We start from the raw sequence: 13647 nt of genomic DNA on the forward strand, positions 1-13647 counted from the left end.
TTTTAAAAAACAAGACGGTTTTTTTTGTTTGAACCATTAAGATATTAAGTTTCATTAAGCACGATAACCTTATTTCTTTAAAACATTTAAGACCTTTTAGGCTTTGAGTTTCTAAGTCTTAACTTTCTTAATATCTTAATGGTCCAAAATATATTCTAATGTTTCTGAGCGGCTTCATTCTTCTTTTTGAATTCCATCAATCCATCGTGAATTAAGTTTCGAACATGTTCTTTTAATTCTTTTCTGTCGATTGGCTCACCTGTTGGGGAAACCGTTTCAACTACCGGCAAGATTTTAACTCGCATCAGCCCAGGGCTACCGCTATAAAACGTATAGGAAAGTCTCTTTTTATTGTCAGGAAATACAAGCGGAACTATAGGCAAATGATGTTCTGACGCCAAACGGAAAGCTCCGTCCTTAAAGTGGTCCAAGAAAATGGTTTGGTCGTGAGGCACTCCTCCTTCGGGGAAAATACAGATACTTAAGCCTCTATCGATACGCTTTTGAGCTTCATTGAAGACTTCCATCCGGCTTTTGGAACAGCTTCTGTCAACCATAATCATGGTTCTTTTATAGAAAAAACCAAACAACGGAATCTTTGCTAATGATATTTTTCCGACAAAAACAAACGGATTACTAACCGACGCAAGCATTAACATTATGTCGGTCATTGAAGTATGATTGGCGACAAACATATAACTTTTTTTTGGGTCCAGCTTTTCGGCTCTCTCGATTTTATAATAAAAACCCATTCCAAACAGCACACATTTCGCCCAAATACGCGCCAGTTTAAAAAAATAAGGATAGCCTCTTTCTGTCAATACAGTAACAAACAAAAAAGGGAGCATAATCAGTATAACGGCAAGCATTACCACATAAAACCAAACGCGCCAGCAGGCCCAAAATATCTTTTTTACCCTATTCATGTGTTGATACTAATTATTTTATTTGTCAGATGTAATGTGCATATCGTCGTCAGAATTAGCGACGAAATCAAAATATTACGCATTTCATGAAGCCAAAAGTAAGGAAACTTGCGGAAAATTTAGCAAAAGAATTAACTTTGCGGTCAAATATTACATTACCAAACAACACTACTAGATTTAAATAAATAAAAATGGCTAAAATACTTACAGGTGTTCAAAGTACCGGAACTCCGCACTTGGGAAACCTTTTGGGCGCAATCATACCTGCAATCGAACTATCGAATAAACCGGAAAACGAATCGTTTCTTTTTATAGCAGATTTACATTCGGTGACACAAATCAAAGACGGCAAAACATTAAGAGGCAATACTTACAGCACGGCTTGTGCTTGGTTGGCTTGCGGATTGGACATCAATAAAGTGGTTTTCTACCGTCAATCTGATGTGGCGCAAACAGCGGAATTATCTTGGTATTTGAGCTGCTTTTTTCCCTACCAACGTTTGACATTGGCACACTCCTTCAAAGACAAATCCGATCGTTTGGATGATGTCAATGCCGGTTTGTTTTCGTATCCAATGCTAATGGCGGCCGATATTTTATTGTACGACGCCGAATTTGTACCTGTTGGAAAAGACCAATTGCAACACTTGGAAATTACCCGTGACGTTGCTTCGCGCTTCAACTTCCAAATGGGAGAAACTTTTGTTCTTCCCGAAGCTAAAATTCAGGATGACAGTATGTTAATTCCGGGAACAAATGGTGGAAAAATGAGTAAGTCTGCCAATAACATTATCAATATTTTCTTGGACGACAAAGCTTTGCGTAAGCAAATCATGAGTATCGAAACCGACAGTACACCGCTTGAAGATCCAAAAAATCCAGATACTTGCAACTGTTTTACTTTGTATAAATTATTGGCAAATGAAATTCAAATCGAAGCCATGAGAGCCAACTATTTGGGCGGTAATTACGGTTATGGCCATGCAAAACAAGCTTTGTACGAATTGATTTTGGAAAAATTCAAAACCGAAAGAGAAAAATACAACTACTACATCAACAATCTTCCTGAAGTAGATGCTTTGTTGAAAAAAGGAGCTGAAAAAGCCAGTGCTGTTGCCGATGGCGTTTTGGCAAGAGTAAGAGAAAAATTAGGATTCGAGGTTTAATTAACCGCAAATTTTATATTTCCTTTCGTTGTAGAGACGCACCGCAATGCGTCTCTACAATATTAGATTCAAAAACATATCATCACGAATTAACACAAATCAATCGGTGTTAATTCGTGATTTTTTTTATTTCTAAAACGATAATTTTTTATCAAAAAACAAACAAAACGATTCAAAAAAACTTGATAATTTCTCTGTTTTCCACAAAGGATGGGAGCGTTTTTTTACTGATTTTAAGAAATATCGCTCTTAAATTACGAAAACAAAGTCCGATTAACCATTTTTTAAATAAATAAAACAAAATTTAAAATTGGTTTTAAGGCTTTAAATTTAAAAATATCCTGCTAAAAAGGTGATTTTTAACAATAATCTCAATTCTCGTTAAACAGGGCAGTATTATACCAATAAATTTTCAGAATAGCAATCGAGGTTTTATCTTTGCACAAAAAATTGACAAATAATTTCTATTTGTGAAAAACAGAAAAAAATGACAGAAAATCAGGAAACATTTATATTCGATTTTGACAGCACTTTTATCAAAGTTGAAGCACTTGATGTGTTATGTGAAGTAATTTACCAAGACAGTGCAGCGGGAGAACAAATCTTAAACGAAATCCAACATTTGACCAATTTGGGCATGGAAGGTAAACTTTCTCTAAAAGAATCCTTGACCAAAAGAATTCAATTGCTACAAGCCAATAGAGATCATTTGGGGACTGTTATTGAAGAATTAAAAAAGAAAGTGACAGCTTCTGTAATCAGAAACAAGGCTTTTTTCAAACAACATTCAGACAATATTTATATCATTTCAAACGGTTTTAAGGAAATTATCATCCCAATCGTTTCCGAATACGGTATCAAACCGGAACACGTTTTGGCCAATACTTTCAAATTTGACCATGACGGAAAAATTATTGGTTTTGACGAAAAAGACGAATTGTGTGAAAACCAAGGAAAAGTTAAGAAAATCAAATCATTGAACCTTAAAGGCGAGGCAATCATGATTGGTGATGGATATACCGATTATGAAACCCTTGAAGGTGGGGCGGTAAGCAAGTTTTTTGCTTTTACCGAAAACGTAAGTCGTAAAATTGTGGTTGACAAAGCCAGCCAAGTTGCGCCATCATTGGATGAAATCCTTTATGAACTATCATACAAAGCTTCTGTATCGTATCCAAAAAACAGAATCAAAGTTTTATTGTTAGAGAACATTCACCCTGATGCCGTTAAAATCTTTGAACACGAAGGTTATAGCGTTGAAACAATGAAAGGTTCGTTGAATGAAGACGAATTGATCGAAAAAATAAAAGGAGTTTCTATTCTTGGAATCCGTTCAAAAACCAACCTTACTGCCAAAGTTTTGGAACATGCCAATAAACTGCACGCTGTTGGGACATTCTGTATCGGAACCAATCAAGTAGATTTGAACGCTTGTAGCATGAGAGGAATTTCTGTTTTCAATGCACCATACAGCAACACTAGATCGGTTGTGGAATTGGCTTTGGGACAAATCATTATGTTAGTTCGTAACACTTTCGAAAAAAGCAAAATGATGCACGAAGGTGTTTGGGACAAATCGGCTACAAACAGTGTTGAAATCCGTGGAAAAAAATTAGGTTTGGTTGGATACGGAAGTATCGGATCACAACTTTCTATCGTTGCCGAAGCATTGGGTATGAAAGTATATTTCTACGACGCGGTTGACAGATTAGCTCTTGGAAATGCTAAAAAATGTTCTTCATTGAAAGAATTATTGGCACTTTCAGATGTGGTTTCTTTACACGTTGACGGACGCGCCAGCAACAAAAATTTAATCGACGCTGAAGCTTTCGAAATCATGAAACCGGGAGTTATCTTCCTGAACCTTTCAAGAGGGCATGTTGTTGATATTCCAGCATTGGTTGCTAACTTGAAAAGCGGTAAAATACACGGTGCTGCTGTGGACGTTTTCCCTGAAGAACCTAAAAACAATGACGAGCCATTCGTTTCTGAGTTAATCGGAATGAAAAACGTAATCTTGACACCACATATCGGAGGAAGTACCGAAGAAGCGCAAGAAGACATCGGACATTATGTTGCTCAAAAAATCATTAATTACATCAATACGGGTACTACTTACGGAAGTGTAAATCTTCCTGAAATTCAGCTTCCTGAATTGCAAAGTGCACACCGTATCATGCACATCCACGAAAATGTGAAAGGTATTTTGGCAAAAATCAACACCATTCTTTTGGAGTATGACAACAATATTTTGGGCCAATATTTGAAAACCAACGAAACTTTGGGTTATGTAATTACCGATATCGATAATTTCCACAACAAAGAATTGGAGAAAAAATTGAAAAATATTTCAAATACCATCAGATATAGAATACTTTATTAAAAGATTTCAGATTGTTGATTAACGATTTCGTCGTATTAAAATTCAACAATAGTTACTCTAAAATATAAAAGGCTTTGCGTCTTTGCGCCTCTGCGAGAAAAATAGCGTCGCAAAGACGCAAAGGCGTTAAAAACAAAAGATTATCCATTTGATTTAAAATTTCAGATTTCGTCAATCTAAAATCGTAAATCATAAATCTAAAATAAAATGAAGCTTGAAAATCTTGAAAAGCAATTAGTTGGAAAATTACTGTACGACAAAACCATCCGTACACTTTATGCCACTGATGCGAGTGCTTACAAAGAAATGCCGTTGGCGGTAGCCATTCCAAAAACGAAAGAAGATATTCAAAAAATCATTGCTTTTGCAAGAGAAAACAAAAGCAGTGTCATTCCGCGTGCGGCCGGAACTTCTCTTGCCGGACAAGTGGTTGGAAACGGAATTGTGGTTGATATTTCACAGGAATTCACCAAAATCCTTTCAGTTGACCCGGTTGAAAAATCGGCTTGGGTAGAACCCGGAGTGATTCGCGATGAACTGAACTTACATTTAAAATCCTATAAATTATTCTTTGGCCCGGAGACTTCAACCAGTAACCGCTGTATGATCGGCGGAATGGTGGGTAACAATGCCTGTGGTGCCAGATCCGTGATTTACGGTTCAACTCGTGAGCATTTGTTGGAAATCAAAGGTTTTTTGGCAGATGGAAACGAAGTTACTTTTGGAGCGCTTACCAATGCAGAGTTTGAAGACAAATGCAACGGAATAAATGTTGTAAGCCCATTGGAACAAGCCATTTATGTTCAAGCCAAAGAATTACTAGGTTCGCCTGAAAACAGAGCTTTATTCGAAGAAAATTATCCTAAAAAGACCATTCCGAGAAGAAACACGGGATATGCATTGGATTTATTGGCCGATAGCCAGCCTTTTGGCCATCCGGACGAAAAATTCAATTTCTGTAAATTAATCGCCGGATCAGAGGGAACTTTGTTCTTTTCGACAGCGATAAAACTGAATTTAGTTGATGCCCTAAAACCATTCGCCGGTTTGGTTTGCGTGCACCACAACAGCATCAACGAATCGTTGAAAGCCAACTTGGAAGCATTGAAATTCAACCCGGACAGTGTTGAGTTGATTGACCATTACATCTTGGAATGTACCAAGGAAAATATCGAGCAAAACAAAAACAGATTCTTTGTTGAAGGTGATCCTCAGGCGATTTTGGTCGTGGAATTTTTAAGAGATTCCAAAGAGGAAATCGTACAGGCTGCCAAAGAAATGGAAGAATTGATGCGTTCCAAAAATTTGGGTTATCATTTTCCGATTGTTTGGGGCGAGGACACCAATAAAGTTTGGAATCTTAGAAAAGCGGGCTTGGGATTGTTGTCTAATATTCCGGGCGATGCCAAAGCGGTTGCCGTTATTGAAGACACTGCCGTTGACGTAAACGATTTACCTGATTTTATCGAAGATTTTAATGCCGTTCTAAAAGAGCGAAACCTTAGCTGCGTGCATTATGCCCACGCTGCGACAGGAGAATTACACCTTCGTCCAATCATTGACTTGAAAACCAAAGAAGGAACTGCGCTATTTAGAACAATCGCTACCGATATTGCCCATTTGGTTAAAAAATACAAAGGCTCACTAAGTGGGGAACACGGAGATGGAAGACTTCGTGGCGAATTTATTCCGCTAATGTTGGGTGACGAAATCTACCAAATGTTTATCCAAGTAAAAAACACTTGGGACCCTTGGGGTATTTTTAATCCGGGAAAAGTTGTAAATACTCCTCCAATGGACACCAACCTGAGATACAATCCAGGTCAGGACACTCCAATGCCGGAAACGTATTTTGATTTTTCTGAGCATAACGGATTTGTACGCGCTGCCGAAATGTGCAACGGATCGGGAGACTGTAGAAAAACCGAGAAAAGCGGTGGTACAATGTGCCCAAGTTATATGGCAACCCGTGACGAAAAACACACCACCCGCGCCAGAGCCAACATCTTGAGAGAGACCATTACCAATTCGACCAAGCAGAATAAATTTGACGATGAAGCTTTGCTTGAAGTTCTTGATTTATGCTTGAGCTGTAAAGGATGTAAATCCGAATGCCCGTCGAATGTGGATATGGCGAAGCTTAAAGCGGAAACCTTACAGCAATACCATGATAAAAACGGAGTGAAATTCCGTTCAAAATTGATTGGTAATACTCCAAAAATCAATCAATTGTTTGGTTCATTGCCTTGGCTGTATAATTTTGGTACCAAAGGAATCATCGGAAACATTGTGAAAAGTGCAACCGGTTTTGCCACCGAAAGATCCTTGCCACAGATGTACAAAGTTACTTTTGGCAAATGGTTCAGAAACTACAAACAAACCAGGAATTTCAACAATGGAAAAGTATATCTGTACAACGACGAATTCATGAATTTCTATGACGTAGAGATTGGTCAAACTGCCGTGAAGCTGTTTAACCGTTTGGGTTATGAAGTTGTTGTTCCGCACATCGGATACAGCGGAAGAACCTATCTTTCCAAAGGAATGCTGAAAGAAGCGCGCGAAATCGCCGAAAAGAATACTCAGGCTTTCGCCAAAGAAATGCCGGAAAACGCCATTTTGGTTGGAATCGAACCATCGGCTATTTTATCGTTCCGTGATGAATATCCGGATTTATGCCGTGGTGATTTGAAAGAAAAAGCAAAGAAACATTCAGACAGAGCAATGCTTATCGAAGAATTCTTGGCCAAAGAGCTAGACGAAGGACGCATCACATCCGATTCTTTTACGGAAAACACCGAAAGAGTTCGTATGCATGGACACTGTTTCCAAAAAGCCTTGTCTTCATTGGTACCGCTTAAAAAAATCCTGATGTTACCTAAAAATTATACCGTTCTCAATATTCCAAGCGGATGCTGCGGAATGGCGGGATCTTTCGGTTATGAGAAAGAACATTATGACATTTCGATGAAAGTTGGAGAATTGGTTTTGTTCCCAACAATCCGCGCCGAAGAAGAAGCGACATTGATTTCAGCCTCAGGAACGAGCTGTAGACACCAAATAAGCGACGGAACCAGCCGAAAAGCATTTCACCCTGTCGAAATACTTTTTAAGGCTTTAAAATAGAGATTTCAGATTTTAGAATAACGATTTTAGATTGCAGATGTTTTTAGGAGCATCTGCAATTTTTTTTGGCCTAAATTGTGGTAAAATTTTTCTTAATTTTGGAAATATGACTCTAAAACAAAAACTATATTTTTTCCTTATTTTAATAACAGTATATCTGATAATAATACTACCTGTCACATATACATCAATACTTGTATTTGGATGGGCAGATATTCCAATAGTAATAATTTATGGAATTATTAATACTTTATTTGCAGTAAAAAATTTTAAAGGGCGTCTCTTCCTTAGTATCATTTTAGGTTTCTTTATTTCAAGTTCTAGCTTATGCTTTGTCTATTTACCGTGGTATTTAGGATTCTATAGAAATGTGGGATTTGGAGTTTTAATTTATTTTATCTCTTCAATTTTAATATGGATAGTTCTAATTCAAAATAGCAGGATAATAGTTCGCATAAAAAATCTATATTTAATCGTTTTCATTCCTACATTATTTTTTTTAATTGTTTCATTTTTTCTAAAAGAAATTTATCCTACCCAATTTGAAAATGAAAATTTAACGCAAATCCAAATCACGGTGCTTGATAAATATAAAATACCTGAACCCGAAAGTTCTATTGAAATCAGAATCGATAGACAGCCTTTATTTTCTTTAAAAGGAAGTCATAAAATACTTGAAACAATCACAGATCGAAAAGGAAGCATAAAAGTAAAATTATCAAAATCAAACAACTACAAACTATATATAAATACCAAAAAGGGAGAATTAATCTTTTTTGATATAGATTCAACAGATTTAAAGAAAAAAAATTTATTTTTTGTTGAAACTAAAAACGCAATTAAAACATAGTCAACGATTTAACTTAAACATAACCCAATGAAAAAAGTAATCGCAGCAATCAATATGACCATCGACGGGTTTTGTGATCACACGGCGGGAATTCCTGATGAAGAAATTCATAACCATTATGCCGAGTTGTTAAGTGGTGCAGACACTATTCTGTATGGCAGGACAACCTATCAACTCATGAAATATTGGCGGGAATTGGTAGCAAATCCAAGCGGTGAAAAATCAATGGATGACTTTGCGATTGTAATGGACAACACACCTAAAATTGTTTTTTCGCATACACTGAAAAATGTGGATTGGAAAAGCGCAAAACTAGCAACCAAAAGTCTTGAAGAAGAAGTTCTAGAACTCAAAAAGTCCATCAATAACAGCGGTGCAGCCATTTATGTCGGCAGTCCAAGTTTGATTGTAGAACTGACAAAACTGAATTTGATAGATGAATATCAGCTTTGTGTTCACCCAGTTATAATTGGAAGTGGCCTGCCATTATTCAAAAACATAACCGATAGGATTGTTCTCAAACTCCTGAAAACAAAGATTTTTACTGGTGGTGCGGTGATTCTCTATTACGAGCCAATAAAAGAATAATCGCAAAACCAGAGTCAATAAATCATTTTTAAGTTCCAATTATCAAAATCTAAAATCAGCAATCGTTAATCAACAATCTGAAATCAAATCGCCTCAAACATTTTCCCAGGTAAAGGCCTGATAACACCTTTCAATTCCATATTGAGCAATAAACCCGAAATACGGTAAATGGGAAAATCGCAATGCAAAGCAATAATATCCATCAGCTCCTTTCCGGTTTTTAAAAGATAATCATAGATCTTTTGCTCGTCGTCATCGAGAGTGACAAACAATTGCTTTTGAACCGCTTTGGTTTCTTTTGCTATATCCCAATTCAGGTTGTAAATCAAATCGGCAGCACAGGTAAGCACGCTTGCTTTTTGGGTTTTAATCAGGTTATTGCAGCCTTGACTGTATTTGTCGGTGGTACGACCAGGAACCGCAAAAACATCGCGGTTATAGTCATTGGCCATATTCGCAGTGATTAACGAACCGCCTTTCTCCGCCGATTCGATAACAATCGTCGCTTCCGACATTCCCGCGACAATACGGTTTCGTCTCACGAAATTCTCTTTATCAGGATTGGCGTTACTCCAGAATTCAGTCATAAAACCGCCATTCTGTTCCATTTTGGCAACGTATTTTTTATGTGGTTTGGGATAAATTTGGTTCAAACCGTGGGCAACAACTCCAATCGTCTGCAAATCATAATCCATTGCGAGTTGATGAGCCACAATATCAACACCATAAGCAAAACCACTTACTATTACGGAATCCAAAGGCACAAGGTCTTCTATTAATTTTCTGCAAAATTCGGTTCCATACGAAGTAATTTGCCGCGTCCCAACAATGCTGATAATTTTTCGGTTTTTCAAATCGATATTTCCTGACGAAAACAGCAAAACAGGGCCGTCGATACAGTGTTTCAAACGTTCAGGATAGTTGCCGTCCTGAAAACCCAACACAGTAATATTGTTCTTTTCAATGAAATCCAACTCTCGCTTGGCTTTATCAAAAATGGTTTTATCCTTAAAATTCTTCAATAAAACCGCGCCTACACCATCAATTGCGGCAAGCTGCGAAGGTTTGGCATTCAAAACTTTTTCTGCGGTTCCAAAGTGGGCAAGAAGCTTTTTGGCCATTATATCCCCTACTCCCTCTACCCGCAGCAAAGCTAAATCGTAAAATAAATTTTCTTGTGACATATCTTACAATTATACGGCAATTTTTTGAAAATCAGCAAAATTTTGAAATTAAAAACTAAGATTTTTTTGTATAATAATTTTAAAAGCAGAAATATTTAAAAAAAATAAAAACCATAAACATTTGACAACGTTATACATACGGATTGTTAATAAAAATTGTGAATAAAATTTTGATAACTATTAGCGTTACATATCTTTGTTATTATGAAAATAGAACTTTACATCGCGCAGCTTTTGTACCGTTATCAATGTGTAACGGTTCCAGGTTTTGGAGCTTTCCTGACCGAAATCCAATCGGCTCAACTGATCGAAAACTCACATTCTTTTTTCCCGCCAAAAAAGATGATTTCCTTTAACCCGCACATTAAAAACAATGACGGATTATTGGCACATCACATCGCACAAGCGGAAAAAACTTCATACGATTATGCGGTAAGTGCCATCGAATATGAAGTTTTGAATTGGAAAAAGAATTTGCAGGAGAATCGTACTTTTTCAATAAAAAACATTGGTGTGCTTAGCTTGAACGCCGAGAATAATATTTTGTTTACTCCAAATGAGCAAACCAACTATTTAGCACAATCTTTTGGATTAACTCCTTTTGTTTCACCGGCAGTGAAAAGAGAAGTTGAACTTCCAAAAGCTGAGATTGTCGTTGAAAAGGTAACTCCGATTGTTGAGGAAGAAAAACCTGTTTTCAATTTTGAACCGGAAACAAAAGAAAGAAGTCCTTTCCTTAAATACGCTGCCGTTTTTGTAATTGGATTGGCGGTTGCAGGGTCAGTTGGTTATCCAATGTATCAAAATCAAATAGCGTCAGAGACCGTTTTGGTTGAGGCAAATGTTCAGAAAAAAGTTCAGAAAAAAATTCAGGAAGCCACTTTCTTTATTCAAACACCAATTCCAGCGGTTACACTATCTTTGAAATCTGATAAAAAAGAAGAAGAAGTTGCAATAGAAACCAAATTAAACTATCATATTATGGCCGGAGCTTTCAGAAGTGAAGAAAACGCCCAAAAAAGATATCGTCAATTGGTTGCAAAAGGATTTAAACCAAGAGTTTTGGGAATCAACAAAAACGGACTTTACCCTGTATTGTATGGAAGTTATTCCACTTTTGCGGAAGCGGAAAAAGTAAAAGACTCCATCATAGAATCCGACAATCCAGAAGCTTGGATTTTGATCCAACCTTTGTAATTAAAAATACTTCTAAAGAATCACGAATGAAACCGAATAAAAGGTTTTGTTCGTGATTTTTTGTTTTAAGACAAGTTCAGAATCTTCTAAGTCTAAAAACAAGATCGTTTTGAGAAACATTCCTTTCACTTTTTTATAAAAATGAGGCAAAGTAGCTTTTAATCCAAAAAGTTACTTAAATCGCTTAAAACACTCCAATCTATAAAAATTTAATTCCTTTGTTTGCATTGCTATCTTAGAATTAAGCGCGTAACCTTTCTACTCCGAATGGAAACAGCGAAACCTACATTAAATTCCCGTTTTCATTCCGATATGTCGTCAGTACTATATTTTTCAAATCAAACTAAACCACTCTGCACTGAAAGTGCAGAGGTTTGTTTTACGAGAGACTGAAAGTCTCTCCATTTTGAAAACTCGCTTAACAATATTAAAAGCGGAGGATTATATTTTTTCGCATTACTAAAGTACTGCAATAAATTGCAGGGTTTTAAACCCAAATCTGAGACCAATAAATAAACTGATTAATCAGTCAAAATTTAATTATTTGATTGTCAAATTTTAAAGAATCGCTCTTGATAGATTTTAAAGTGAAAATTTATTCTTCTATCATTTTCCAAAACATCTCGAAAGCTTCCTCAATAAATTCGGACTGAACATCCTTACCCAAATCATTCGAAATTATATAACGGTGCAGTCCGTAGATTTGCGCCATGAACAAAGAATAAATAAAGGAAACTGGCATTTGTTTGATTAGAATAATATCAATTCCGTTTTGAATCAAAACATACAGCGGATTATCATCATCATTTAAAATGGATGGATCAACCATTTTAAAATACGGTGAGTGGATAAATTGCTGCAAATATTGAAAAGGGAGTTTGTTTTCAATGCTCCATCTGATACTTGCATCAAATAGCGATTTAAAAGTCTCTTTGGAAATAGAATTGGAATTCATTCTTTCAAGAATAAAATCATCCTTTCCTTTTAAGATTGTATAGTACAAAGCCAAAACCAGCTCATCTTTTGTTTTAAAATAATTAAATAGCGTTCCGTTTGCAACCCCAGATTCTAAAGCAATTTTAGCAGTGGCAGTACCATGAAAACCATTTTCTACAAACAATTTGAGGGCCGATTGAAGAATAATTTGTTTTTTGTCCATTTACAATATTGATTAATCAGTCGATAAAATTAAATATTATTTTTTATTTAGCAAAACTCAGTAATTATTTTATTATAAAGACTTTAATGAGTTTTTGAAATCGGTTGGCAAACTGGATAAAACCATGTCAATTGCTTCTTCAGGAGTTTCAACAATTTTAGAGAAACCTATTTCTTCCGGAGAAAAAACACCCTCACTTGCCATGAATCCAACGAAATCACGTAACCCTTTCCAAAATTTTTCACCCACTAAAATAACAGGAAATGGACCCACTTTATGACACTGAATCAAAGTTACAGCTTCGAACAATTCGTCCAAAGTTCCCAAACCTCCAGGCATCACAATAAATGCACAAGAATACTTTACCAACATTACTTTACGAACAAAGAAATATTTGAATTCAAAACTCTCATTCACATACGGATTTGGTTGTTGTTCCTTAGGCAAAATTATATTTAATCCATAGGTCGTTCCACCAGCTTCTTTCGCTCCCCTATTAGCAGCTTCCATAGCTCCAGGACCACCACCAGTTAAAACTGCAAAACCAGCTTTGGCAAAAGCACTTCCTGTCTCCCTAGACAATTCATAATAAGGATCCCCTGGTTTAAATCTAGCTGATCCAAAAATAGTTACCGCAGGTCCCAATTCACAGAGTTTCGTAAAACCCATTTCAAACTCTTTGGTAATTCTGTCTAATCGTTCTTTTTCCTTTTCGACTGTTCTATGCTCGCTCAAAAATTCATGTTCCTCCGAACTAACTACAGGCAATTCGTAGTCCAAATGGGCTTTTTTCCAATGTTTCTGCCATGCTTCTTCCCATTCTTCACGAGTTAATTTTCTGAGATTCTCACCTTTTTTTGCGCACATATTGCAGATGGTTTTAGTTAGTTATCCAAATTAGAAAAAATTAATAATGTAAACAACACTGTTTCAGAAAATTATTTCGATTATAAAATCCAAATCTGAATAAAAAATTGACTTTTTAGCAAAACTAAAACCAATAGCTTGATAACAATAATAATCATCATTTAGAAGAATAAATACTAAAAAATCATAATGTTATCTAAT

The 13647-nt window shown here is 36.2% G+C and carries 10 protein-coding genes; 6 read left to right on the plus strand and 4 right to left on the minus strand.

Annotation, left to right across the window (positions count from 1 at the left end; translation table 11 throughout):
* Positions 1–155: 155 nt before the first annotated feature.
* The gene (locus tag OZP12_RS01715) at positions 156–926 is read right to left on the minus strand and encodes a lysophospholipid acyltransferase family protein (protein WP_281227333.1); all 771 of its coding nucleotides are present in this window, start codon (positions 924–926) and stop codon (positions 156–158) included.
* Between the two features lie 191 nt (positions 927–1117).
* On the opposite strand from OZP12_RS01715, the gene trpS reads away from it, so the two are divergent.
* The 5 genes from trpS to OZP12_RS01740 all read left to right on the plus strand — a co-directional run bounded on the left by trpS (position 1118) and on the right by OZP12_RS01740 (position 9039).
* Positions 1118–2092 (plus strand): tryptophan--tRNA ligase, encoded by a 975-nt coding sequence (gene trpS, locus OZP12_RS01720; protein WP_281227334.1) that lies wholly within the window; start codon positions 1118–1120, stop codon positions 2090–2092.
* 487 nt (positions 2093–2579) lie between these two features.
* Positions 2580–4475, plus strand: coding sequence for a phosphoglycerate dehydrogenase (gene serA, locus OZP12_RS01725; protein ID WP_281227335.1), 1896 nt, complete (start codon positions 2580–2582; stop codon positions 4473–4475).
* A 207-nt stretch (positions 4476–4682) separates the two neighbouring features.
* On the plus strand, positions 4683–7601 hold the full coding sequence (locus tag OZP12_RS01730; protein WP_281227336.1) for an FAD-binding and (Fe-S)-binding domain-containing protein: 2919 nt from the start codon (positions 4683–4685) through the stop codon (positions 7599–7601).
* A 37-nt stretch (positions 7602–7638) separates the two neighbouring features.
* Entirely contained in the window at positions 7639–8451 is an 813-nt protein-coding gene (locus OZP12_RS01735) for a hypothetical protein (protein ID WP_281227337.1), read from the plus strand.
* A gap of 27 nt (positions 8452–8478) precedes the next feature.
* Complete coding sequence (locus OZP12_RS01740; protein ID WP_281227338.1) at positions 8479–9039, plus strand: dihydrofolate reductase family protein; 561 nt, start codon at positions 8479–8481, stop codon at positions 9037–9039.
* Between the two features lie 83 nt (positions 9040–9122).
* Here the strand turns inward: OZP12_RS01740 and dprA are convergent, their stop codons facing one another.
* Positions 9123–10223 carry a DNA-processing protein DprA gene (gene dprA, locus OZP12_RS01745; protein WP_281227339.1) on the minus strand — a complete coding sequence of 367 codons (1101 nt, stop codon included), beginning with the start codon at positions 10221–10223 and terminating at the stop codon, positions 9123–9125.
* 204 nt (positions 10224–10427) lie between these two features.
* On the opposite strand from dprA, the gene OZP12_RS01750 reads away from it, so the two are divergent.
* Entirely contained in the window at positions 10428–11420 is a 993-nt protein-coding gene (locus OZP12_RS01750; RefSeq protein WP_281227340.1) for an HU domain-containing protein, read from the plus strand.
* Positions 11421–12015: 595 nt separating this feature from the next.
* On the opposite strand, the gene OZP12_RS01755 is transcribed toward OZP12_RS01750, so the two are convergent.
* Positions 12016–12579: a TetR/AcrR family transcriptional regulator gene (locus tag OZP12_RS01755; RefSeq protein ID WP_281227341.1), complete on the minus strand. Its 564-nt coding sequence runs from the start codon at positions 12577–12579 to the stop codon at positions 12016–12018.
* Positions 12580–12651: 72 nt separating this feature from the next.
* Complete coding sequence (locus OZP12_RS01760) at positions 12652–13446, minus strand: LOG family protein (RefSeq protein ID WP_281227342.1); 795 nt, start codon at positions 13444–13446, stop codon at positions 12652–12654.
* Between the last annotated feature and the right edge of the window lie 201 nt (positions 13447–13647).

Source organism: Flavobacterium aquiphilum (genome assembly GCF_027111335.1).
Taxonomy (GTDB): domain Bacteria; phylum Bacteroidota; class Bacteroidia; order Flavobacteriales; family Flavobacteriaceae; genus Flavobacterium; species Flavobacterium aquiphilum.

What these genes read in the sequence shown, in the direction of transcription:
- OZP12_RS01715 (WP_281227333.1), bottom strand. Translation starts at nt 926, where the DNA reads ATGAATAGGGTAAAAAAGATATTTTGGGCCTGCTGGCGCGTTTGGTTT.
- trpS (WP_281227334.1), top strand. Translation starts at nt 1,118, where the DNA reads ATGGCTAAAATACTTACAGGTGTTCAAAGTACCGGAACTCCGCACTTG.
- serA (WP_281227335.1), top strand. Translation starts at nt 2,580, where the DNA reads ATGACAGAAAATCAGGAAACATTTATATTCGATTTTGACAGCACTTTT.
- OZP12_RS01730 (WP_281227336.1), top strand. Translation starts at nt 4,683, where the DNA reads ATGAAGCTTGAAAATCTTGAAAAGCAATTAGTTGGAAAATTACTGTAC.
- OZP12_RS01735 (WP_281227337.1), top strand. Translation starts at nt 7,639, where the DNA reads ATGTTTTTAGGAGCATCTGCAATTTTTTTTGGCCTAAATTGTGGTAAA.
- OZP12_RS01740 (WP_281227338.1), top strand. Translation starts at nt 8,479, where the DNA reads ATGAAAAAAGTAATCGCAGCAATCAATATGACCATCGACGGGTTTTGT.
- dprA (WP_281227339.1), bottom strand. Translation starts at nt 10,223, where the DNA reads ATGTCACAAGAAAATTTATTTTACGATTTAGCTTTGCTGCGGGTAGAG.
- OZP12_RS01750 (WP_281227340.1), top strand. Translation starts at nt 10,428, where the DNA reads ATGAAAATAGAACTTTACATCGCGCAGCTTTTGTACCGTTATCAATGT.
- OZP12_RS01755 (WP_281227341.1), bottom strand. Translation starts at nt 12,579, where the DNA reads ATGGACAAAAAACAAATTATTCTTCAATCGGCCCTCAAATTGTTTGTA.
- OZP12_RS01760 (WP_281227342.1), bottom strand. Translation starts at nt 13,446, where the DNA reads ATGTGCGCAAAAAAAGGTGAGAATCTCAGAAAATTAACTCGTGAAGAA.